The organism is Nocardioides imazamoxiresistens, from assembly GCF_032378595.1.
In the GTDB taxonomy this organism is placed as follows: Bacteria; Actinomycetota; Actinomycetes; order Propionibacteriales; family Nocardioidaceae; genus Nocardioides; species Nocardioides imazamoxiresistens.
Genome location: NZ_JAVYII010000010.1, coordinates 1 through 22035 on the forward strand (window position 1 = coordinate 1; position 22035 = coordinate 22035).

The following is a 22035-nucleotide window of genomic DNA, read 5'->3' on the forward strand; positions in this document are numbered from 1 at the left end:
GGGCCTGGGCGGGGTCGTAGACACCGCAGGGCAGGTCGCAGTGGGCCTCGACGTCGACGGACGGGGCGAACAGGCGCGCAAGCATCCTTCGATCCTCTCGTTCGGTTCGTGTGGCGGCGCGGGGGTCCCCCACGCCTCGTTGCGACACTACTCCTCGTGGACCAGCGACCGGGTGGCGGACCGAGACGTGAGCGGGGCCTGCTGCCGTGGGGGCCGGCGCGGGTGCGGGGCGGTTCGATGGAGCCCACGCTCGCTCCCGGCGACCTGCTCTGGGTGCGCTGGGGCGCGCCCGTGCGCCCCGGACAGGTGGTCGTCGCCCGCTTCGTCGACGGGACGCTGGCGGTCAAGCGTGCGGTGGAGCCACGCCCGACCCGCACCGGCGACCCGGGCTGGTGGCTGCTGAGCGACGCGCCGGAGGTGGGCGTCGACTCCCGCCACCGCGGGCCGGTGGCCGCTCCGGACGTGCTGGGCGTCGCCCGTGCGCGGCTGTGGCCGCGGCCCCGGCGGCTGCGTACCGCCCCTCGGTCGCCCGACGGCCCCACGACGAGGTGATGTGGAACACTCGGCGCGTCCCGGACCCCGGTCGGGACGCCCCGCCCCCGACCCCCGAGGAAGCAGGCCATGGCTGCACCCGTCGCGCCCCAGCCCATCACCGAGCACCCGTTCGCCGGTGACCCCGTCTTCGACGCCCACGTCGGCGGCAAGATGGCGGTAGCGGCGACGGCCGCGGTCGACAGCCGCGAGGAGCTCTCCAAGGCGTACACGCCGGGCGTGGCGCGGGTGTGCGAGGCGATCGCCGCCGACCCGAGCCTGACGCAGACCTACACCTGGGTGCCGAACACCGTCGCCGTCGTCACCGACGGCACCGCCGTGCTCGGGCTGGGCGACATCGGCCCCGCCGCCGCGATGCCCGTGATGGAGGGCAAGGCGGTGCTCTTCAAGGAGTTCGGCGGCGTCGACGGCGTGCCGATCTGCCTGGACACCACGGACGCCGACGAGATCGTCGAGACCGTCGTGCGGCTCGCGCCGAGCTTCGGCGGCATCAACCTCGAGGACATCGCCGCCCCGCGCTGCTTCGAGATCGAGGACCGGCTCAAGGAGCTCCTCGACATCCCGGTCTTCCACGACGACCAGCACGGCACCGCCGTCGTGGTGCTCGCGGCGCTCGAGAACGCGCTGCGCCTGACGGGCCGGACGTACGCGGGCACCCGCGTGGTGATCTCCGGCGCAGGCGCCGCGGGGGTCGCGGTCACGCGCATCCTCCTCGAGGCCGGCATCACCGACCTCGTCGTCACCGACCGCACGGGCATCCTGTCGACCGACCGCGACGACCTCACGGCCGTCAAGCGCACGGTCGCGGAGCTGACCGACGGCCGCACCGTCCGGTCGGGCTCGCTCGCGGACGCGCTGGCGGGCGCGGACGTGTACGTCGGCGTCTCCGGCGGCACGGTCCCCGAGGAGGTCGTCGCGACCATGGCCGACGACGCGATCGTCTTCGCGCTGGCCAACCCGCACCCGGAGGTGCACCCCGAGGTGGCCCACCGGCACGCCCGGGTCGTCGCGACGGGTCGCTCCGACTTCCCCAACCAGATCAACAACGTGCTGGCCTTCCCGGGCATCTTCCGGGGTGCGTTCGACGCGCGGGCCACGGCGATCACCGAGGGCATGAAGCTCGCCGCCGCGCACGCGCTCGCCGCGCTGGTGACCGAGGAGCTGCGCGAGGACCTCATCGTGCCGTCGCCGTTCGACCCGCGCGTGGGGCCGGCCGTCGCCTCGGCCGTGGCGGCCGCGGCCCGTGCCGACGGGGTCGCCCGGGCCTGAGCCCGTCGTGGGCCCCTCGCCGACCTCCGGGAGACCTCCGGGCGCGGCGCTGGGGGCCACGGCCTAGGTTGGCGGACATGCTCGCCGCCTACGCCACGTCGTTCTCGACCGACGACCCGCTCTCCGGGCTGGTCGTGGGGGAGCGGCCGGACCCGGTCGCGCCCGAGGGCTGGACCACCGTGACGGTCCGCGCCGCCGCCCTCAACCACCACGACCTGTGGTCGTTGAAGGGAGTCGGCCTGCGGGCCGAGGCGCTGCCCATGATCCTCGGCTGCGACGCGGCGGGCCACGACGAGGACGGCAACGAGGTCGTCGTCCACGCGGTGGTCTCCTCCGACGACTGGCGCGGCGACGAGACCCTCGACCCGCAGCGCACCCTGCTCTCGGAGGTCCACCAGGGCACCCTCGCGGAGAAGGTCGTCGTGCCGCGCCGCAACGTGGTCCCGAAGCCGGCCTCCCTCAGCTTCGAGCAGGCCGCGTGCCTGCCCTCGGCGTGGCTGACGGCCTACCGCATGCTCTTCACCCGCGGCGAGCTGCGGCCCGGCGACACGGTGCTGGTCCAGGGGGCCGGCGGCGGGGTGGCGACGGCGCTGATCATCCTGGCGCGTGCCGCCGGCCTGCGGGTGCTGGCGACGAGCCGCGACGAGGCGAAGCGCTCCCGCGCGGTCGAGATCGGTGCCCACGAGGCGTACGCGTCGGGGGAGCGGCTGCCGGTCAAGGTCGACGCCGTCATGGAGACGGTGGGCCGCGCCACCTGGTCGCACTCGATCCGCTCGCTGCGGCCCGGCGGGCGCCTGGTCACCTCGGGCGCGACGTCGGGGCCCCGGCTCGACGACGCCGAGCTGACCCGGATCTTCTACCTGCAGCTGCACGTGGTGGGCTCGACGATGGGCACCCGCGACGAGCTGGCCGGCCTCGTCGGGCTGCTCGACGCGACGGGCACCGTCCCGCTCGTGGACCGGGTGCTGGGACTGGGTGAGGCGCGCGAGGGACTCGCGGCGCTCGCCGAGGGCGACGTCTTCGGCAAGATCGTGCTGGTCCCGTGAGCGGGCCGCGCACGCACGTCGTCACCGGCGCCGCCTCGGGCATCGGGGCCGCGCTCGCGCAGCGGCTGCACGCCCGCGGCGACCGGCTGGTGCTCCTCGCCCGCTCCGAGGAGCGGGCGGACGAGCTGGCCGAGCGCCACCCCGGCGCGCAGGTCGAGGTGCTCGACCTCGCGGACACGGCGGCCGTCGCCGCGTGGCGGGCCCCCGAGGGCCCGGTGGACTCGGTGCTGCACGTCGCCGGCGTGGTCGACCTCGGTCCCGTCGCGGACCTCGACGCCGCCGTGTGGCAGCAGGCGCTCGCGGTGAACCTGACGGCGCCCGCGCTGCTGACCCGGACCCTGCTGCCCGCTCTGCGCTCCGCGCGCGGCACGGTCGTGATGGTCAGCTCGAGCGCCGGGATCACCGCCCACGCCGACTGGTCGGCGTACGCCGCCTCGAAGTTCGGGCTGCGGGCCCTCGCTGACGCGCTGCGGCTGGAGGAGGCGCAGCACGGTGTACGCGTGTCCACCGTCTTCCCGGGCCGCACGGCGACCCCGATGCAGGAGCGGGTGCACGCGCAGGAGGGTGCTGACTACGACCCCGCGCGCTGGATCGACCCGGGCACGGTGGCCGACGCCGTGCTGACCTGCGTCGACCTGCCGCGCGACGCGACGGTCCCCGAGCTCGTGGTGCGCCCCGGTCCGCGCTAGGCCTACCCGCCCGGGGCGGCGGTCCTCAGGACGAGCGCCAGTTCAGCGCGCCGATCAGCATCATCCGCAGCTGCGTGCGCGAGCGCGCCGCCACGGCGTCCTCGCCCGCGCGGCGCCCCTCCGCGACGAGGAGGTCCTCTGCCGTCGACACGACCGCGCCGACGATGAGGTTGGCCAGCACCTGCAGGTCCTCGCGCGACCAGCTCTCGGTGCCCGGGAACCGGGCCAGGTCGGCGGCCAGCTCGCGCTCGCACAGCTCGATCTCGTGACGGATGGCGGTGCGCACCTCCGCCGGGCCGGCGAAGCGCTCGCGGGCGATGAACGCGAAGTGCTCGCGCTGGGCCCGCACGTGCTCGGTCAGCACCCGCACCGAGGAGTCGATCACGTCGGCGAAGGTCGGGTCGGCGGTCCGCACGTCGCGCAGCATCGCGCGCAGCGACACGAACGCGTCGTCGACCAGCGCCAGCCCGAGGTCCTCGATGGAGTCGAAGTGGCGGTAGAAGGCGGTCGGGACGACCCCCACGTGGCGGGCGACCTGACGCAGCGACAGGGCCGACAGACCGCCCTCGGAGGACAGCGCGAGCGCCGCGGCGAGGATCGCCTGACGGGTCTGCTCCTTGCGCTCGACGCGGGTCAGCGTCGGGGGGTCGTCCGGGGTGGGCACGCGGATCATCGTCCCACGGACGGGTGTGTGGGTTCCGCCACGCGTGCTTGACCGACCGGTAGCTTCGCGGCACCGTGGTGCTCAGTGCACAGCCGTGCACTGAAAATGACCACCGATCTGTCGAGGAGCACCCATGGGCCTGGCCACCACCCTCCTGCGCTCACGCACCCTCGCCGCCCTGACCCAGCCGCACGGTGTCGACCGCTACCTGGAGCTCGTCAACCCGATGTGGGCCGCGACCGAGGTCCGCGCCCGCGTGGTCGACGTGCGCCGCGAGACCACCGGCGAGCACCCCGTCGCGACCGTCACCCTGCAGCCCACCGCCACCTGGCGCGGCCACCGCGCCGGGAAGTACGTCCAGGTGGGCATCGAGGTCCCCGGTGCGCGGCGCACCACCCGCTGCTTCACCGTCTCCTCGCCGGCCTCGCAGCCGGGGGAGGCGTTCACCATCACCGTGCGCGCCCACGCCGAGGGCCTGGTCTCCCGCTTCCTGGTGGAGCAGGCCGAGCCGGGCCTGCTGGTCCACCTCTCGCAGGCCCAGGGCGAGTTCTGCCTGACGGAGTCGCCCGCGACGCCGACCAACAACCACCTGCTGCTCCTCACGGGCGGGTCCGGGATCACCCCGGCGATGTCGATGCTGCGCACGCTGCTGCGCGACGGGTACGACGGCCACGTCGGGCGCCGGGTGACCTTCCTGCACTACGCCCGCGGGCCCGAGGACCAGATCTTCGCCGACGAGCTCGCCGCGATCGCGGCGGCCGACAACGGCGTCCGCGTCGTCCTGCGGCACGAGAGCGCCGGCGACCCGCTGTTCAGCGCGATCGACCTCGCCCGGCTCGTGCCGGACTTCCGCGACGTCGACACCTGGGTGTGCGGGCCGCCCGCCCTGATGGAGCTCGTGGAGCTGGCCTACGACGGCTCGCCGCGCCTGCGCACCGAGCGCTTCAAGCCCCCGGTCCTGCGGGCCGGCAACGCCGAGGGCGACGTCGTCTTCGAGCGCTCCGGACGCCAGGCGGCCAACACCGGCGCCTCCCTGCTCGAGCAGGCGGAGGCCGCCGGCCTCACGCCGGAGTTCGGCTGCCGGATGGGCATCTGCTTCTCCTGCACCGCCCGCAAGAGCGACGGCACCGTCCGCAACCTGCTCACCGGCGAGGAGTCGTCGCTCCCGGACGAGGACGTGCGCATCTGCGTCTCGGCCCCCGTCGGCGACTGCTCCGTCGACCTCTGAGCGCCACCACCCGTCCCGACCCACCCTGACGAAGGGAACACCCCATGTCCGCCCTCACCACCGAGCGCGTCGCCCCCGCCCCGCAGCCGGGCGAGGAGCCGATCAGCGAGAACCTGCCGCTGACGCCGAGCCAGCTCGAGGCTTTCGGCGCCGAGATGGACGCGATCCGCCAGCGGATCATCACGGACCTCGGCGAGGCCGACGCCGCCTACATCCGCAAGGTCGTCAAGGCCCAGCGCGGCTTCGAGGTCGCCGGTCGCGCGCTCTTCTACCTGCCGCCCGCGTGGCCGCTCGCCGTCGCCTCGCTCAGCGTGTCCAAGATCCTCGACAACATGGAGATCGGGCACAACGTCATGCACGGCCAGTACGACTGGATGGGCGACCCCGGGCTCAACTCGCGGATGTTCGACTGGGACACGGTGTGCCCCGGCGAGCAGTGGAAGTACTCGCACAACTACATCCACCACACGTTCACCAACATCGTCGGCAAGGACCGCGACGTGGGCTACGGGATCCTGCGGATGGACCCCGACCAGAAGTGGCACCCGTACTACCTGGGCAACCCGCTCTACGCGTTCCTGCTAATGACCTTCTTCGAGTGGGGCGTGGCGCTGCACGACCTCGAGGTGGAGAACCTCGTCAACGGCACGCGCACCCTCGAGGACAACAAGCCCCTCTACCCGGGCCTGATCCGCAAGATCCGCCGCCAGGCGCTGAAGGACTACGTGCTGTTCCCGGCGCTGACCGGTCCGCTGTTCGTCCCGACGCTGGTCGGGAACACCGTGGCCAACCTGGTGCGCAACGTGTGGGCCTTCAACATCATCTTCTGCGGCCACTTCCCGGCCGGCGTGGCGTCCTTCAGCGTCGAGGAGACCGAGGACGAGACCCGTGGGCAGTGGTACCTGCGCCAGCTGCTGGGCTCCGCCAACATCTCGGGCAGCCCGCTGTTCCACCTGCTCAGCGGCAACCTCTCGCACCAGATCGAGCACCACCTCTTCCCGGACCTCCCGGCGCGCCGCTACCCCGAGGTCGCCGACGAGGTGCGGGAGATCTGCGAGCGCTACGGCCTGCAGTACAACACCGGCCCGCTCCACGGGCAGCTGCTGAGCGTCGCGCGGAAGATCTGCCGGTACGCCCTGCCGGACGACCTCGCGGAGCTCCCCGGCGCGGGGCTGGTCGGACGGCTGCGCCGCGCGGCCGGCCTGGGTCGGCGCCGTCCCACGGTTGCCGTGGTGCCGGACGCTGCCGGAGACTGACCGCATGGGTGACGCGCGCGCCGGCGACGACCGGCTGAGCAGGGCGGAGATCGCGAAGGACGTCGTGCAGTCGTCCGTCGAGATCGCCGCCACGACGGTCGGCCGCGTCGCGGGCATCGTGTCCGGCGCCGTGCGCGACGTCGCCCGTGCGGTCGGCGACGGCGCCACCGAGGCGTTCGAGCTGCGCGACGCGGCCCGTCGCGCCGCGCTCGACGAGAGGGGCGACGCAGGGTCGCGGGTGGTTTCGGGGACCCCGCCCGAGGGGGATGACGGTCCGGTCCGCCCGTGACCTACCTCGGAGAGTGAGCGCGTGCTACCGGAGCCCGGCCAGTCCTTCGGCCCCTACGACGTCGTGGACCGCATCGGCAACGGCGCGATGGGCGTGGTCTACCGGGCCGTGCACCGCGACCTCGAACGCGAGGTGGCGCTGAAGGTCCTGGCCCCGCAGCTGTCGTCGGACCCCGACTACCGGGTCCGGTTCCTCAGCGAGGCCCGGACGCTGGCCCGGCTCGAGTCGCACCACATCGTCGGCATCTACGACGCGGGGGAGCGGGACGGCTGGCTCTACCTGGCGATGCAGCTCGTCACCGACGGCGACCTGGCGGACTGGATGCGGGCGCACGGCCCGGTCCCGCCGGCCCTCGCCCTCGACCTGCTGCGCCAGCTCGCCGACGGCCTCGGCACCGCCCACGCCGCGGGCGTGCTGCACCGCGACGTCAAGACCTCCAACGTGCTCGTGCGACGGCTGCCCGACGGTGGGCTGCGGGCGTACCTGTGCGACTTCGGCATCGCCCAGGCCGACGGGGTCTCCCACACCCGCACCGGCGGGCTCATCGGCACGTGGACCTACCTGGCGCCCGAGCGCCACCACGGGGCGCCGGCCTCCGAGGCCTCGGACATGTACGCCATGGGCTGCCTGCTGTGGGTGATGCTGACCGGGCGTCCGCCCTACGAGGGCTCGACCGAGATGGCGGTGGCACTCGCCCACGTCAACGCCCCGGTCCCGCAGCTCTCCGAGGCCTCGCCCCTCGACGCGCGGATCAACGCGCTGCTGCGCGGTCTGCTCGAGAAGGACCCCGGGCGTCGCATCCGCACGGCCGGCGGTCTCGTCGCCGCGATCGACGCGATCGGCGTCGGCGGCGGTGGGACCGTCGCGGCCGGCACGCGGTACGCGACCGGAGCGGCCCCCGGCGGGGTCGCCGGTGGCGGGGGCACCCGCACCGGGGGTGCCGGGACCGGGAGCCGTGAGCACCACGCGTACGCCTCGCCGGCGCCGCAGCGGGCAGGCCGCGGGCGCTGGTGGCTGGCGGCCGTGCTCGCCCTGGTCGTGGTCGTCGGCGGATCGACGGCCGTCGTGCTGACGCTCGGCCGCGACGGCGGCGGGACCCCGGGCGGGGACCCGACGGAGGTGCCGTACGCCGACGACACCGAGGCCGGCGTCGTGGACGCCCCGCTGACGGTGAGCGCGTGCGAGGAGGGCACCGAGCCGAGCGACGGCCAGCTGCGCATCGGCGCGCTGGCGCCGGAGACCAGCGTGTTCGCCACGCAGAGCCCGGCCGTCTCCGCCGGTGTCGGCCTGGCGATCAGCGACATCAACGACGCGGGTGGCGTCGACGGCGTCGAGGTCTGCTCGGTGACGGCGGAGGCGCTCGGCGAGGAGGCCACCGACGACCTCGTGGACGCCGGGGTGTCCGCCGTCGTGGGCGGGTTCGAGACCCTGGAGACCGGGGCCGTGGCGAACCGGCTGGCCGGTGACGACGTCACGTACTTCATCCCCGGCGCCTACAACACGCCGCTCGAGGGCGGGCAGGACTTCGTGTACCGACTGATCGCCGACTCCGCCTCGCTCGGCTGGGCCATGGCGGACCAGCTGGCCGGGGGGCTCTCGGTGGGCGTGGTGAGCACGGCCGAGGAGCCCTACGGCGCGGATCGTCAGGGCGTCGTCGACGCGTTCGAGCGCCAGTCGATGGACTGCGCCTACGGCTGCACCGCCGACGAGGTCCTGCCCTCGGGCTTCACGGACTGGGCGGGCCTGGTCGCGACCCTGCAGAACCGCGAGGTCACGCACCTCGCGGTGCCCGACCTCTCGGTGACCCTGCCGCTGCTGACCGCCCTGGACGAGGCGGGTTGGACCGGCGAGGTCGTCCTCGGCATGAACGCGGTCAGCGAGGACCTGTCGAGCCTCTCGCCCGAGCTGCGCGCCGGCATCACCGGCCTGTTCCCGACCCGGACCCCGGACGACGCGTTCCGCCAGCGGCTCGTCGAGTGGGCGGCCGCGTCGGGCGCCCCCACGCTGACGAGCATCGGCGGGTCCTCGGAGTCCTACGACGGCGCCGTGCTCGCCGCCCTCGCCGCGGTGCGGGGAGGGGCGGTCGACGGCACCACGATCGACGAGAACGTCCGGGCCGTCTCGGGCAGCGAGGGCGGCACGCAGTGCGTGACCTTCCGACGCTGCGCCGCGCTGCTCGAGGCCGGCGAGGAGGTCGTCTACCGCGGCCTCGCGGTCGCCGGCCCTCTCGACGAGGACCACGAGCTCAGCGCGGCCGGGTTCGACGTCTTCTCCTTCGCCGAGGTCGGCACCGGCGAGCGGACGGGGGAGTCGGTGATCGGCCGCCGCGAGTGAGCGCCCGGGCGCCCGGTCGGGGGAGCCGTCAGTCCTCGGGGTCGTCGAGGCGCGCCAGCCACGTGGCGAACCGCTCGACGGCCGTCTCGAACTCGGGGTGGGTGTCCACGAACGCCTGGAGCTGCTCGGCGACCCACGCGAGGGTGACCTCGTCGTCGCCCCGGCGCTTCTCCAGCTCCTCGATGCCACGGTCGGTGAAGTACATGCCGGCATTCTCCCCGACGCCGTGGCCCAGGACGCCGGACGGGCCGGTCACCCGAGGGTGACCGGCCCGTCCGTCGCCCGTCGCGCAGGCGCGGGGTTCAGGCGAACGCGCGCGAGATGAGCTCCTTCTGCTCCTCGGCGTGACGCTTGGCGGTGCCCACCGACGGCGAGGACGACGCGGGGCGCGTGACCTGCTCGACCGTGAACTTCTCCACCAGCGGCCAGGAGTTGAGCTGCAGGTGCGGCCACGGGCCCATGTTCGCCGGCTCGTCCTGCACCCACCGCACGTGCTTGAGGTTCGGGTACTTCGCGATCTCCTCGGCGATGGCCGTGTCGGGCGTCGGGTAGAGCTGCTCGATGCGCCCGATGGCGAACTTCGAGCCGTTCTCCCGCTTGGCCCGCTCGACCACGAGGTCCCAGGTCACGCGACCCGAGCACAGGAGCAGCGTCTCCACCGCGTCCCGGTCCGCCTCGGCGTCGCCGACGAACGGCTGGAACGTGCCGGTGGTGAAGTCCTCCGGCTGCGAGGCGGCCTCCTTGCGGCGCAGCATCGACTTCGGCGTGAACACCACCAGGGGACGGTGGCGCTGGCCGAGCGAGTGCTGACGCAGCAGGTGGAAGTAGGAGGCCGGCGTCGAGGGCTGCGCCACGACGAACGCGCTCTCGGCGCACATCTGCAAGAAGCGCTCGATGCGGGCCGACGAGTGGTCCGGACCCTGGCCCTCGTAGCCGTGGGGCAGCAGCAGCACGACGCCGGAGCGCTGCTGCCACTTGGCCTCGCTCGCCGAGATGAACTCGTCGATGACGGTCTGTGCGCCGTTGACGAAGTCGCCGAACTGCGCCTCCCACAGCACGAGCGCCTCGGGACGCGCCACGGAGTAGCCGTACTCGAAGCCCAGCGCCGCGTACTCGCTCAGCAGCGAGTCGTAGACGAAGAACTTCGCCTGGTCGTCCGTGAGGTTGGCCAGCGGCGTCCACTCGTTCGCGTTGGTGCGGTCGATGATCGTCGCGAAGCGCTGCGCGAACGTGCCGCGCCGCGAGTCCTGACCGGCCAGGCGCACCGGGCGGCCGTCCATGAGCAGCGAGCCGAACGCCAGGATCTCGCCGGTCGCCCAGTCGATGGGACCGTTCGTGATCGCCGCGGCGCGTCGCTGCAGCTGCGGCAGCACCTTCGGGTGCACCGTGAAGCCCTCGGGCGGCGTCGTGTACGAGTCGGCCACCCGCTTGAGGACCTCGGTCGTGATCGACGTGTCCGTCTCGCCGGACGGCTTGTCCGGGTAGTCCGGCACGGTCGTCCACTCCGACGGCTGGCTGGTCGCCTCGCGCACCTCGGTGAAGACGCGCTCCAGCTGCTGCTGGTAGTCGCGCAGGACCTGCTCGGCCTCCTCGATCGTGATGTCGCCACGACCGATGAGGGACTCGGTGTAGAGCTTGCGCACCGAGCGCTTCTGCTCGATCAGGTCGTACATCAGCGGCTGCGTGAAGCTCGGGTCGTCGCCCTCGTTGTGACCGCGGCGGCGGTAGCAGACGAGGTCGATCACGACGTCCTTGTTGAAGGCCTGGCGGTACTCGAAGGCCAGGCGCGCGACGCGGATGCACGCCTCCGGGTCGTCGCCGTTCACGTGGAAGATCGGCGCCTGCACCATGCGCGCCACGTCGGTGGCGTACAGCGTCGAGCGCGAGGAGCCCGGCGAGGTCGTGAAGCCGACCTGGTTGTTGACGATCACGTGGATCGTGCCACCGGTGCGGTAGCCGCGCAGCTGGGAGAGGTTGAGCGTCTCGGCGACCACGCCCTGGCCGGCGAACGCGGCGTCGCCGTGCACGAGCAGCGGCAGCACCGGGAACTCCTGGCCGCGGTCCAGCACGTCCTGCTTGGCGCGGGCGATGCCGGTCAGCACCGGGTCGACGGCCTCGAGGTGCGACGGGTTGGCCGCCACCGACACCTTGATCGTGTCGCGGTTGTCGGCGACGAACTCGCCCTCGGCGCCCAGGTGGTACTTCACGTCGCCCGAGCCCTGGACCGTGCGCGGGTCGATGTTGCCCTCGAACTCGCGGAAGATCTGGCTGTACTTCTTGCCCACGATGTTGGCGAGCACGTTGAGACGACCGCGGTGCGCCATGCCGATCGCGACCTCGTCGAGACGCGCCTCGGCGGCGGCCTCGCAGATCTCGTCGAGCACGGGGACGGTCGTCTCGCCGCCCTCGAGGCTGAAGCGCTTCTGGCCGACGAACTTCGTCTGCAGGAAGGTCTCGAACGCCTCGGCCTGGTTGAGCTTCTGCAGGATCCGCAGCTGCTCCTCGCGGGGCTCCTTGTCGTACGGCTTCTCGATGCGCTCCTGGAGCCAGCGGCGCTGCTCCGGGTCCATGATGTGCATGTACTCGATGCCCGTCGTGCGGCAGTACGAGTCGCGCAGGATCCCCAGGATCTGGCGCAGCTTCATGAACCGGCGGCCCTCGCCGCCGAACGAGCCGGTCGCGAACTCGCGGTCGAGGTCCCACAGGGTGAGGCCGTGCGACTCGATCTCGAGGTCCGGGTGGCTGCGCTGGCGGTACTCCAGCGGGTCGGTGTCGGCCATCAGGTGGCCGCGCACGCGGTACGCGTGGATCAGCTCGAGGATCCGCGCCTGCTTGCTGATCTCGTCGTCGTGGCTCGTGGCGATGTCGACGGACCAGCGGATCGGCTGGTAGGGGATCCGCAGCGAGCGGAAGATCTCGTCGTAGAAGTCGTTCTCGCCGAGCAGCAGCTGGTGCACGCGCTTGAGGAACTCGCCCGACTGCGCACCCTGGATGACGCGGTGGTCGTAGGTCGAGGTGAGCGTCATGACCTTGCTGATGGCGCTGCGCGCGATCGCGTCGGCCGACGCGCCCTGCCACTCCGCCGGGTACTCCATGGCGCCGACGCCGATGATGGCGCCCTGGCCCTTCATCAGGCGCGGCACGGAGTGCACGGTGCCGATGCCGCCGGGGTTGGTCAGCGAGATCGAGGTGCCCTGGAAGTCCTCGATCGTGAGCTTGCCCTTGCGGGCCTTGGACACGATCTCCTCGTACGCGGTCCAGAAGCCGGCGAAGTCCATCGTCTCGGCGCCCTTGATGGACGGCACGAGCAGCTGGCGCTGGTCGCCCTTCTGCACGTCGATGGCCAGGCCCAGGTTCACGTGGGCCGGCGTGACGAGGTTCGGCTTGCCGTCGACGACCTCGAAGCCCACGTTCATCTCGGGCATCGACTTCAGCGCCTGGACCAGCGCGTAGCCGATCAGGTGCGTGAAGGAGACCTTGCCGCCGCGCGCGCGGGCGAGGTGGTTGTTGATGACGGTGCGGTTGTCCCACAGCAGCTTCACCGGGACGGCGCGCACGGACGTGGCCGTGGGCACCTCCAGCGAGGCGTCCATGTTCTGCGCCGTGCGCGCCGGGGCGCCGCGCAGGACGGTGTAGGTCGGCTTGTCGGCGGACGCCGACTTCGCGGGCGCGGCGCTCTCCTTGGCGACCGGCTTCGAGCCGCCCTGGCCGGGCTCGGACGCGGCGGAGGCGGGGCGCGGCTTGGCCTGCGGGGTGGGGGCGCTCGCAGCCTTGGCGGAAGCCTTGTCAGCGGTCGTGTCGGCGGCCTTCTCGGGAGCCTTCTCGGGCGTCTTGCCGGGGGTCTTCTCCGGAGCCTTCTCGGGGGCCTTGGAGGCCGCCTTCGCCGGTGCCTTCGCGGGGGCCTTCGCCGGCGCCGCGGTGGGGGCCGACTTCGCAGCACCGTTGCCGGACGCGCCGGCTCCCTGGGTGAAGTACGCCTTCCACTCCGGCGTCACGCTGTCCGGGTCACGGTCGAACTGCTCGCGCATCTCGTCGACGAGCCACTCGTTGGCTCCGAAGTCGACGGATGATGCTGGGGATGGGCTGCCAGGGGACTGCGGCACGGCTTGTTTCGCCTCTTCCAGGGAGTACGCAACGGGGTGGGTCTGACGGCCACCCAGGCTAGTGCCTGGCGGCAACAAATGCAGGTGCGGGGGTCAGATGCCGGGTACGCCCGGAGCCCGCGCGTTCTCGCAGGTCACGGCTACCTGCGGGTAGTGCCCGCGGGCGGCAGGATCATCTGCGGTGCAGGCGCCCGAGCAGGGGAGGAACGAGGGCGACGGACGCCGCTCGCCGACGGTGCGGCGTGACGGACGCCACAGGTGCGGGCCCGGGAGGGGCGGCGGGTCAGTCCGCGACGGTGAGGTGGGCGGCGGCGCGTCGGGCCCGGGCGCGGGCGTCGTCCACGTCGTCGCCGAGCGCCAGGGTGACGGCCATCCGGCGCCGCCCCTCGACCGCCGGCTTGCCGAACAGGCGCAGCGTCGTGTCGGGCTCGCGCAGGGCGGCGTCGACCCCCGCGTACCGCGGACCGGTCAGGTCGCCCTCGACCAGCACGGCGCACGAGGCGGCCGGGCCGCGGTCGCGGACGTTCGGGATCGGCAGCCCCAGGACGGCCCGCGCGTGCAGCGCGAACTCGGAGAGGTCCTGCGAGACGAGCGTGACCAGCCCGGTGTCGTGGGGGCGGGGGGAGAGCTCGGAGAAGATCACCTCGTCGCCGGCGACGAACAGCTCGACGCCGAACAGGCCGCGCCCGTGTTCCCCGCACAGCTCGCGGACGACGGCCTCGGCGACCTCCTGGGCCCGGGCCAGGACGGTGTCGGACAGGCGCTGGGGCTGCCACGACTCGCGGTAGTCGCCGTCGACCTGCACGTGCCCGATCGGGGCGCAGAACGAGACGACGTCGGGGGCCCCGGGCTCGCTGGCCGCGTGCTTGACGGTCAGCAGGGTGATCTCGACGTCGAAGTCGACGAACCCCTCGACGATGACCCGTCCGGCGCCGGCGCGGCCGCCGGCCTGGGCGTACTCCCACGCGTGGTCGAGGTCGCCGGTGTCGCGCACGACGGACTGGCCCTTGCCGGACGACGACATCACGGGCTTGACGACGCAGGGCGTCCCGACGGCCTCGACCGCCGCGACGAGCTCGTCGTGGGTGTCGGCGAAGCGGTAGGGCGAGGTCGGGACGCCGAGGTCCTCGGCGGCCAGCCGCCGGATGCCCTCGCGGTCCATGGTCAGCCGGGTGGCGCGGGCGGTGGGCACGACGCGTACGCCCTCGGCCTCCAGCTCCAGCAGCGTCGGGGTGTGGATGGCCTCGATCTCCGGCACGACCCAGTCGGGCCGCTCGAGCTCGACCACCCGGCGCACCTCGGCGCCGTCGAGCATGTCGACCACGTGGCTGCGGTGCGCGACCTGCATCGCGGGGGCGTCGGCGTAGCGGTCGACGGCGATCGTCTCGACACCGAGCCGCTGCAGCTCGATGGCGACCTCCTTGCCGAGCTCGCCGGAGCCGAGCAGCAGGACGCGGGTCGCGGTGGGGGACAGCGGGGTTCCGAGGGTCGTCACGGGCGACAGCGTAGGACCCGCCGGCCTCAGCGGTCCCAGCGGAACGTCCACGTCGCGGCGCCGGCGGCGACGACGGCGGTGACGGCGAGCCCGACCATCGGCGCCACCGGGAGCGCCGTCTCGCCCGACGCGGCCGCCAGGGCGGCGACGGTGGCGCCGAACGGGAGCACCTCGCCGATCCGGGCGAGCACGTCGGGCAGCACGTCGGTGCTGCCGAACATCCCGCCGAGCGTGCCGAGCGCGAAGAACAGGACCAGGCCGCCCGCGACGGCGGAGCTCGGCGTCGGCGCCACCGCGGCGACGAGCGCCCCGAGGGCGTACGTGGCGGCGATCGACAGCGCCAGGACCCCGAGCAGGGCCCCGACCCGCGACGGCGGCGAGGCGCCGAACGCGGCGACCGCGACGGCGTACGCCACCGCGATCCCCAGCAGGGCCTGCACGACACCGACCACGACCTGCGCGGCCAGCACCAGCGACGGCGCCACGGGGGTGACGGCCAGGCGCCGCAGGATGCCCGTGCGGCGGTAGGTGACCAGGAAGCTCGGCATGTTGACGACGCCCACCATCGTCACGACGACGGCGACGACGACGGGGAGGACGTGGACGTCGACGACGGTGCGCCCGCCGCCGACCTCCTGGTCGCCGAACGCCGCGGCGTTCATGACCAGCAGCAGGGTCGGCAGCGCGAACGGCACCACGAGACCGGCGGTGTCGCGCACGACCATCCGGGTCTCGGCGCGGACGAGGGCCCCGAAGGCGGTCGTGGTGCTCATGCGGCGTCCTCGTCCTCGCCCGGGGCGCGGCCGGTGAGGCGGAGGAAGGCCTCGTCGAGGCTCGCGGCCCCGACCCGGTCGACGACCTCGGCGGGGGAGCCCTCCGCGACCACGCGGCCGGCGTCCAGGAGCACGACGCGGTCGCACAGGCGCTCCACCTCGTCCATGGCGTGGCTGACCAGCAGCACCGTCTCGGAGGTCAGCGACTCGACCGTGGCCCACAGCCGACGCCGGGCCCGCGGGTCGAGCCCGGTGGTCAGCTCGTCGAGCACGACCACCCGCGGACGACCGACCAGCGCCAGCGCGACCGACAGCCGCTGCTGCTGGCCGCCGGAGAGCCGCTCGAACCGGACGTCGCGCCGCTCGGTGAGCTCGACCATCGCGAGGGCCTCGTCGGCGGGGCGGGGGTCGGCGTGGAAGGCGCGGTGCAGGTCGACGAGCTCCCCGACCGTCAGCGCGTCGTGGAGCCTCGCCTCCTGCAGCTGCACGCCGAGCACGCGGCGCACCGCGCGTCGCTGCGCCACGGGGTCGAGACCGAGGACGCGGACGGTGCCGGCGTCGGGACGCCGCAGCCCGGCGATCGTCTCGACGAGCGTCGTCTTGCCGGCGCCGTTGACGCCCAGGACGCCGAGCACCTCGCCCGGCCGGACCCGCAGGCTGACGTCGTCGAGCGCGACGGCGTCGCGGTAGGTGACGCGGACGGCGTCGACGACGACGGCTGGTTCGGTCATGGCGCCGACGCTAGGACGGCCGGGCCCCGCCGCGCCGGTGCCGGAGGTCACGACCCCGACCCCTGACTTCCGGCACCCTCCCGAGCGCCGACCGCGCCCTAGGATCGGCGCATGCGCAGGATCGCGGCGGAGGAGTGGTCGGCGCTCGCGATGCTCGTGATCTGCCTGGCGGCGCCCCTGCCGGTGCTGCTGGGGGACTTCCCGACCACGGTGCCGCGCGGGGTCTGGGCACTCGCCTTCGCGGTGGGTCTGTGCGCCCTGGTGGTGGCCGCGGTCGCGGGGGTGCCGCGGCGCCGGCGCCGGGCGTACGCCCTCGCGACCGTGCTCGCCGCAGCCCTCGTGCTGACCGCGCCGGGCGCGGGGTGGCTGCCCATCCTGCTGGTGCTGGTCGCGGCGGTGGGTCCCTACACCGTCCCGCGCGGGTGGAACGCCGCCGTGGTCGCGGTCAACACCGGCGTCGTGGTGGCGGCGACGCTGCAGGTCTCGGACTCGGTCGTCAACGTCGCCGCGAACGGCGCCTTCTACCTGATGATCCAGGTGGCCTCGGTGCTCAGCGTCGCGGCGATCCTGCGTGAGCAGCAGCTGCGCGCGGCCCTGTCGGAGGCCCACGTGGGCCTGCAGGCGCAGAGCGTCCTGCTGGCCGAGACCTCCCGGGCGGGGGAGCGTCTGCGGATCTCCCGCGACCTGCACGACCTGATCGGGCACCAGCTCACGGTGCTGGTCCTCGAGCTCGAGGCGGCGCGGCACCGCGGGCCGGGAGCGGCGGGCCAGCACGTCGAGCGCGCCGACGCCGTGGCGCGGGCCCTCCTGGCGGACGTGCGCTCGACGGTGGGCGAGCTGCGCGAGGCGCCGGTGGACCTCGTCGCCGCGCTGTCCGAGGTCGGGCGGGCGGCTCCGGGCCTGCTTGTGGGTGTCGAGGTGGAGCCGGCGGTCGCGGTCGACGCCGAGCAGGCGGCGGCCATGGTGCGCGCGATGCAGGAGATCGTGACCAACTGCCTGCGGCACGCCCGGGCCGACCGGCTGGACGTCGTCGTGCGCCGCGTGGACGGGCAGGTGCTCCTGACCGCGGGCGACGACGGCTGGGGCGGCGAGGCCGTGGCGGGCAACGGGTTGCGCGGCCTCGCGGAGCGGTTCGCGGACCTGGGCGGCGGGGCGCGGTTCGACGGCGCGGACGGGTTCCGCGTCGAGGCCTGGGTGCCCGCCCGGTGAGCGTGCGCGTGGTCGTCGTCGACGACCAGACGCTGGTGCGCCAGGGGGTGCGGACACTGCTCGAGCTGGCCGGTCTGGACGTGGTGGGCGAGGCGGACGACGGTGCGGCCGCGCTCGAGGTGGTCCGCGCGGATCCGCCCGACGTCGTGCTGCTGGACCTGCGGATGCCGCGCTTCGACGGCATCTGGACCCTGCGCCGGCTCGCGGAGGAGGGCGTCGACGTCCCGGTGCTCGTGCTGACGACCTTCGACGACGACGAGCTGCTGCTCGAGGCGCTGCGGGCGGGGGCCCGGGGCTACCTGCTCAAGGACGTGACCGTCGAGCGGCTGGCGGCGGCCGTGCGCACCCTCGCGGACGGCGGCACGCTGGTCGCGCCGTCCGTCACCGACCGGTTGCTGCGCGCCATCCGGTCCGGACCGTCGCCGGCCGGGCCCGCGCCGGCCGCGGTCCAGGACCTGACCGAGCGCGAGCTCGAGGTGCTGCGGCTGGTCGCGTCCGGGTGCAGCAACCGCGAGGTCGCCGGCCTGCTGCACCTCGCGGAGGGCACCGTGAAGAACCACGTCTCGACGATCCTGCTCAAGCTCGGGGCGCGCGACCGGACGAACGCGGTGCTGCGCGCGCTGCACGAGGGGATCCTGGGATGACGACGGGGGCCCGGACCGCGGCGTGCGGTCCGGGCCCCCGTCCGAGCCAGGTGCTCGGAGGTGACGCGTCGAGGGTCGGGCTCAGCCCTGCAGGGCCTCGAGGACGTCGGGGTTCTGCTCGAACCACGCGTCGACGGCCTCGGCCTCGCGGCCCTCGCCGTACTCGTTGACGACCATGTCCTCGAGCGAGCCGTACTGCTCGTCGTCGAGGTCGAGACGCGCCATCATCTCGGCGATCTCGGAGTGGTCCTCGGAGAAGCCGTCGCGGCCCAGGAGGTGCAGGCCCTCCGAGTCGCCGAGGGCGCCCTCGGGGTCCTCGAGGTCCTTCACCGGGAACGCGCTGTTGGCCCAGAACGGCTTCCACAGGGTGACGACGATCGGCTCCTCGGCGTCGGTCGCGCTCTGGAGCTCGGCGAGCATCGCGGCCGTCGACGACTCGACGAGGGTGAAGTCCTCGAGCCCGTAGGTGGGGATCACCGACTCCTTGGTGGTGCGGGTCAGGCCCGCGCCCGGCTCGATGCCGTAGATCTGGCCGCCGAGCTCGTCGACGTAGTCGGGCAGCTCGGCGATCGAGGTGATGTCGGAGTACGTCGGCACCGCGAACGTCAGCTTGGCGTTGCCGTAGTAGGTGCCGATGTCCTCGAGGTCGTCCTCGTACTGGTCCATGTAGTCGGCGTGCGTGACCTCGGGCCAGGCGGACGGGAACACGTCGACGTCACCGTTGGCGAGGCCGGCGTAGAGCGGGGCGGCGTCGGCGAGCTCCTGAATCTCGACGTCGTAGCCCTCCTCCTCCAGCACGTGCTGCCACAGGTAGGCGGTGCTGAGGCCGTCGGTCCACGACGGGATGATCCCGAGCGTGATCGAGTTGTCGTCGGCCGCGTCGTCGCCGCTGCCGCAACCGGCGGCGAGCAGGCTGATGCTCAGCGCGCCGGCGAGGGCGGCTCCGACCCGGGTCCGCGTCTTCTTCGTCGTCATTCGTCGTCTCTCTCTCATTCGTTCGCTCACCTGCAGGTCCGAGTGGGTCGGGTCGTCCGGTCGTCGGGGGTGGTCCACGGGTCCGAGTGGAGTGCGAGACGTCAGACGCCCTTCGTCGTGGCGGCGGGCTCGGAGGTTCCCGCGCCCGTCGGCGCCTTCTCCAGCGACGCGGCGGGCGCGTCCTGCGCCGCACCGGTCGGCGCCGCACCGGTCTGCGCCGCACCGGTCGGCGTCGCGGGGACGGCCGGGCCGCGACCGGAGCCACGGGCGAGGGTGCGGCGTCGCAGCCGCGCGAGGGGCCCGGATCCGGCGCCGCCGCCCAGCGCGCCCGTGAGTCGGTCGAGGTACACGGCGAGCACGACGACCGACAGGCCGGCCTCGAACCCGAGACCGACGTCGAGCCGGGAGATCGAGGTCGTGACCTGGCTGCCGAGGCCCCCACCGCCGACGAACCCGGCGATCACGGCCATCGAGAGCGCCAGCATGATCACCTGGTTCACGCCGGCCATGACGGTCGGCAGCGCGAGCGGGAGCTGGGTCTCGCGGAGGATCTGGCGCGGGGTCGCGCCGAACGCGTGCCCGGCCTCCACCACCTCGGCGTCGACCTGCCTGATCCCGAGCTCGGTGAGCCGCACGCCGGGCGGGAGGGCGAAGATCACCGTCGCGACCAGACCGGCGGGGACGCCGATGCTGAACAGGGTCACGACGGGGACGAGCCAGACGAACGCGGGCATGGTCTGCATCAGGTCCATGACCGGACGCACGACCCGGCTGACCGCGTTCCACCGGGCGGCGCAGATCCCCAGGGGGATCCCGATCAGCAGCGCGAGGACGGTTGCGAAGAACACCGAGGCGAGGGTGGTCATCGTCGCCTCCCACTGGTCCATCCCCACGACCACGGTGAGGGCGGCCAGCGACCCGATGCCGAGCTTCCAGGTCCCGAGGAGTCCCGCGAGCAGCGAGAGGATGGCGACCATCAGCAGGGGAGAGGGGGCGTTGAGGACGTCGGCGAGCCCGCCGACCGTCGAGGCGATCGCGTCCGAGACGCTGTCGAGGACGGCCCCGAAGGTGTCGTCGACCCAGTCGAACGCCGTGTCGATCCACTCGCCGACCGGGATGCGCGGCACCCCGTCGACGGTCTCCGCCATGTCGATGCGGCTCATGCCGGGACCTCCGTGGCGTTGCGAGCGGTGTCGTCGGGACCCGACGGGAGCATGGTGACCTCGGCCGACGCGCCCGCGCCGAGCGCGTTGAGCAGGGTGACCCGGGGGATCACGCCGAGCAGCCGGTGGTCCTCGGCGACGACGGCGAGCGGGACCGGACTGTCGGCGGCCGCGGTGAACAGCTCGGCCACGGCGGTGCCGGGGCCCGTGGTCACGGCGGGGGTGATCAGGCCGTCGAGGGTGTCGACGCCGCGGGTGACGGCGGCCGCCGTGGCGTCGTCGGTCACGACGCCGTGGAGCCGCCGGTTGCGGTCGACGACCATCAGCGACGCGACCTGGTGCTCGCGCATCAGGCGGTGGGCGGCGCGGGGGCCCTGCTCGAGCCCCAGGGTCGCGACGGGGGGCTCCATGACGGAGGACGCCGTCAGGATGCGGGTGCGGTCGACGTCCTGCACGAACTGGGCGACGTAGTCGTTGGCGGGGTCGTTGAGGATCTGCTCGGCGGTCCCGACCTGCACGATCCGGCCGTCGCGCATCATCGCGATCTGGTCGCCCAGGCGCATCGCCTCGTTGAGGTCGTGGGTGATGAAGAGGATGGTCTTGTCGAGCCGGTGCTGCAGCTCGACGAGCTGGTCCTGCATCTCGCGCCGGATCAGCGGGTCGAGGGCGCTGAACGCCTCGTCCATGAGGAGGACCTCGGTGTCGGCGGCCAGCGCGCGGGCGAGGCCGACGCGCTGGCGCATGCCGCCGGACAGCTCGCCGGGCAGCGACGCTCCCCACCCGCCGAGGCCGACGAGCTCGAGGGCGGACTCCGCGCGCTTCTCGCGCTCCGCGCGGTTGACGCCCTGGACCTTCAGTCCGTACGCGGCGTTCTCCCCGACGGTGCGGTGCGGCAGCAGCGCGAAGTGCTGGAACACCATGCTGACCTTGTCGCGACGCAGGGCGCGCAGGCCGGCGGAGTCGAGGTCGGACACGGAGCGACCGGCGACCTCGAGCGACCCGGCCGTGGGGGACAGGAGCCCGTTGACCATGCGGATGAGGGTCGACTTGCCGGACCCGGACAGGCCCATGACGACGAAGATGCCGCCCTGCTCGACCTCGAACGACGCGTCGATGACCGCGGCGGTGTACCCGTCCTCGCGGAGCTGCTCGCGGCTCGCGCCCCCTCGTAGTCGTTCGACCGCTCGCTGCGGCTTGCGGCCGAACACCTTGTAGACGTCATGAGCCTCGATCAACGGCACTCGCTAGAACTCCCTCGGCGGCACTGAGGACGTCGACCGGTTGCCGACGTCGCTGGCAGGTCCGACTGGCCGTTGAAGCTGAGCAGGAACCCGAGGCGCTTCCGCTCGTACCTGGGGCCGAGGTTCACCGCGACCAAGCGGCGTCCCCGTCGGACCGAGGGGTGACTCTAACGGTTGCTTCGCTTGGTGTCGGCGACACCCATTGATTTCACCGCTCGCCCGTACGGGTGGGAGGGGGTCGCGCGACCGGGTCCGGGAGGGCTGCGCAAAGACGACCCCGGGTGGCGCCGATACCTCGACTCCGTGCCGGAACGCTCGACTTGTGACCCGTTCGAACAGGGCCCAGGTCGAGCGTTACCCGGTGAACCGGGTAA

At 73.3% G+C, this 22035-nt stretch carries 19 protein-coding genes and 1 pseudogene; 10 read left to right on the forward strand and 10 right to left on the reverse strand.

The window, feature by feature from the left end; genetic code table 11:
• On the reverse strand, positions 1-85 hold an 85-nt coding region (locus RDV89_RS18435), incomplete at its 3' end, for a superoxide dismutase [Ni] (protein WP_315735797.1).
• A gap of 71 nt (positions 86-156) precedes the next feature.
• Here RDV89_RS18435 and RDV89_RS18440 point away from each other — a divergent pair.
• The 4 genes from RDV89_RS18440 to RDV89_RS18455 all read left to right on the forward strand — a co-directional run bounded on the left by RDV89_RS18440 (position 157) and on the right by RDV89_RS18455 (position 3556).
• Entirely contained in the window at positions 157-552 is a 396-nt protein-coding gene (locus RDV89_RS18440) for a S24/S26 family peptidase (protein ID WP_315735471.1), read from the forward strand.
• Positions 553-621: 69 nt separating this feature from the next.
• Entirely contained in the window at positions 622-1821 is a 1200-nt protein-coding gene (locus tag RDV89_RS18445; RefSeq protein ID WP_315735473.1) for an NAD(P)-dependent malic enzyme, read from the forward strand.
• Between the two features lie 77 nt (positions 1822-1898).
• On the forward strand, positions 1899-2867 hold the full coding sequence (locus RDV89_RS18450; protein WP_315735475.1) for a zinc-binding dehydrogenase: 969 nt from the start codon (positions 1899-1901) through the stop codon (positions 2865-2867).
• Positions 2864-3556, forward strand: a complete 693-nt coding sequence (locus RDV89_RS18455; protein ID WP_315735476.1) for an SDR family oxidoreductase — start codon at positions 2864-2866, stop codon at positions 3554-3556. Before RDV89_RS18450 ends, RDV89_RS18455 begins: the two co-directional genes overlap by 4 nt.
• A 25-nt stretch (positions 3557-3581) precedes the next feature.
• On the opposite strand, the gene RDV89_RS18460 is transcribed toward RDV89_RS18455, so the two are convergent.
• Entirely contained in the window at positions 3582-4220 is a 639-nt protein-coding gene (locus RDV89_RS18460; protein WP_315735478.1) for a TetR family transcriptional regulator, read from the reverse strand.
• Between the two features lie 133 nt (positions 4221-4353).
• Between RDV89_RS18460 and RDV89_RS18465 the strand changes: the two genes are divergently transcribed.
• The 4 genes from RDV89_RS18465 to RDV89_RS18480 are packed head-to-tail and all read left to right on the forward strand — an operon-like array spanning position 4354 to position 9327.
• On the forward strand, positions 4354-5448 hold the full coding sequence (locus RDV89_RS18465) for a flavin reductase family protein (RefSeq protein WP_315735480.1): 1095 nt from the start codon (positions 4354-4356) through the stop codon (positions 5446-5448).
• A gap of 44 nt (positions 5449-5492) precedes the next feature.
• Positions 5493-6704 (forward strand): fatty acid desaturase family protein, encoded by a 1212-nt coding sequence (locus tag RDV89_RS18470; RefSeq protein WP_315735482.1) that lies wholly within the window; start codon positions 5493-5495, stop codon positions 6702-6704.
• A 4-nt stretch (positions 6705-6708) separates the two neighbouring features.
• Positions 6709-6993, forward strand: a complete 285-nt coding sequence (locus RDV89_RS18475; protein WP_315735484.1) for a hypothetical protein — start codon at positions 6709-6711, stop codon at positions 6991-6993.
• A 21-nt stretch (positions 6994-7014) separates the two neighbouring features.
• Positions 7015-9327 (forward strand): bifunctional serine/threonine-protein kinase/ABC transporter substrate-binding protein, encoded by a 2313-nt coding sequence (locus RDV89_RS18480; RefSeq protein ID WP_315735486.1) that lies wholly within the window; start codon positions 7015-7017, stop codon positions 9325-9327.
• Between the two features lie 28 nt (positions 9328-9355).
• On the opposite strand, the gene RDV89_RS18485 is transcribed toward RDV89_RS18480, so the two are convergent.
• The 5 genes from RDV89_RS18485 to RDV89_RS18505 form a co-directional block, all read right to left on the reverse strand.
• Positions 9356-9532: a DUF6104 family protein gene (locus tag RDV89_RS18485; RefSeq protein ID WP_315735487.1), complete on the reverse strand. Its 177-nt coding sequence runs from the start codon at positions 9530-9532 to the stop codon at positions 9356-9358.
• A gap of 97 nt (positions 9533-9629) precedes the next feature.
• On the reverse strand, positions 9630-13430 hold the full coding sequence (locus RDV89_RS18490) for a multifunctional oxoglutarate decarboxylase/oxoglutarate dehydrogenase thiamine pyrophosphate-binding subunit/dihydrolipoyllysine-residue succinyltransferase subunit (protein ID WP_315735489.1): 3801 nt from the start codon (positions 13428-13430) through the stop codon (positions 9630-9632).
• A 283-nt stretch (positions 13431-13713) separates the two neighbouring features.
• Positions 13714-14925 (reverse strand): formate-dependent phosphoribosylglycinamide formyltransferase, encoded by a 1212-nt coding sequence (gene purT, locus RDV89_RS18495; RefSeq protein WP_315735491.1) that lies wholly within the window; start codon positions 14923-14925, stop codon positions 13714-13716.
• Positions 14926-14951: 26 nt separating this feature from the next.
• Positions 14952-15698, reverse strand: coding sequence for an ABC transporter permease (locus RDV89_RS18500; protein ID WP_315735493.1), 747 nt, complete (start codon positions 15696-15698; stop codon positions 14952-14954).
• Positions 15695-16429 carry an ABC transporter ATP-binding protein gene (locus tag RDV89_RS18505; protein WP_315735495.1) on the reverse strand — a complete coding sequence of 245 codons (735 nt, stop codon included), beginning with the start codon at positions 16427-16429 and terminating at the stop codon, positions 15695-15697. Before RDV89_RS18505 ends, RDV89_RS18500 begins: the two co-directional genes overlap by 4 nt.
• Before the next feature lie 111 nt (positions 16430-16540).
• Here RDV89_RS18505 and RDV89_RS18510 point away from each other — a divergent pair, with 111 nt between their 5' ends.
• Both RDV89_RS18510 and RDV89_RS18515 read left to right on the forward strand, forming a co-directional pair.
• Positions 16541-17638, forward strand: a complete 1098-nt coding sequence (locus RDV89_RS18510) for a sensor histidine kinase (RefSeq protein WP_315735497.1) — start codon at positions 16541-16543, stop codon at positions 17636-17638.
• Complete coding sequence (locus RDV89_RS18515; protein WP_315735499.1) at positions 17635-18282, forward strand: response regulator; 648 nt, start codon at positions 17635-17637, stop codon at positions 18280-18282. The genes RDV89_RS18510 and RDV89_RS18515 overlap by 4 nt, the downstream gene beginning before the upstream one ends.
• An 81-nt stretch (positions 18283-18363) precedes the next feature.
• Here RDV89_RS18515 and RDV89_RS18520 read toward each other — a convergent pair whose 3' ends face one another.
• The 3 genes and pseudogenes from RDV89_RS18520 to RDV89_RS18530 form a co-directional block, all read right to left on the reverse strand.
• On the reverse strand, positions 18364-19257 hold the full coding sequence (locus RDV89_RS18520) for a glycine betaine ABC transporter substrate-binding protein (RefSeq protein WP_315735501.1): 894 nt from the start codon (positions 19255-19257) through the stop codon (positions 18364-18366).
• A 278-nt stretch (positions 19258-19535) separates the two neighbouring features.
• Positions 19536-20405 (reverse strand): annotated as a pseudogene (locus RDV89_RS18525) (ABC transporter permease); the annotation flags it as partial.
• Positions 20406-20416: 11 nt separating this feature from the next.
• The gene (locus RDV89_RS18530; RefSeq protein WP_315735503.1) at positions 20417-21661 is read right to left on the reverse strand and encodes a quaternary amine ABC transporter ATP-binding protein; all 1245 of its coding nucleotides are present in this window, start codon (positions 21659-21661) and stop codon (positions 20417-20419) included.
• Positions 21662-22035: the final 374 nt, after the last annotated feature.

Coding starts and splice junctions, on each gene's coding strand:
- RDV89_RS18445 (WP_315735473.1), top strand. CDS start 622: ATGGCTGCACCCGTCGCGCCCCAGCCCATCACCGAGCACCCGTTCGCC.
- RDV89_RS18450 (WP_315735475.1), top strand. CDS start 1,899: ATGCTCGCCGCCTACGCCACGTCGTTCTCGACCGACGACCCGCTCTCC.
- RDV89_RS18465 (WP_315735480.1), top strand. CDS start 4,354: ATGGGCCTGGCCACCACCCTCCTGCGCTCACGCACCCTCGCCGCCCTG.
- RDV89_RS18470 (WP_315735482.1), top strand. CDS start 5,493: ATGTCCGCCCTCACCACCGAGCGCGTCGCCCCCGCCCCGCAGCCGGGC.
- RDV89_RS18475 (WP_315735484.1), top strand. CDS start 6,709: ATGGGTGACGCGCGCGCCGGCGACGACCGGCTGAGCAGGGCGGAGATC.
- RDV89_RS18485 (WP_315735487.1), bottom strand. CDS start 9,532: ATGTACTTCACCGACCGTGGCATCGAGGAGCTGGAGAAGCGCCGGGGC.
- RDV89_RS18500 (WP_315735493.1), bottom strand. CDS start 15,698: ATGAGCACCACGACCGCCTTCGGGGCCCTCGTCCGCGCCGAGACCCGG.
- RDV89_RS18505 (WP_315735495.1), bottom strand. CDS start 16,429: ATGACCGAACCAGCCGTCGTCGTCGACGCCGTCCGCGTCACCTACCGC.
- RDV89_RS18510 (WP_315735497.1), top strand. CDS start 16,541: ATGCGCAGGATCGCGGCGGAGGAGTGGTCGGCGCTCGCGATGCTCGTG.
- RDV89_RS18520 (WP_315735501.1), bottom strand. CDS start 19,257: ATGACGACGAAGAAGACGCGGACCCGGGTCGGAGCCGCCCTCGCCGGC.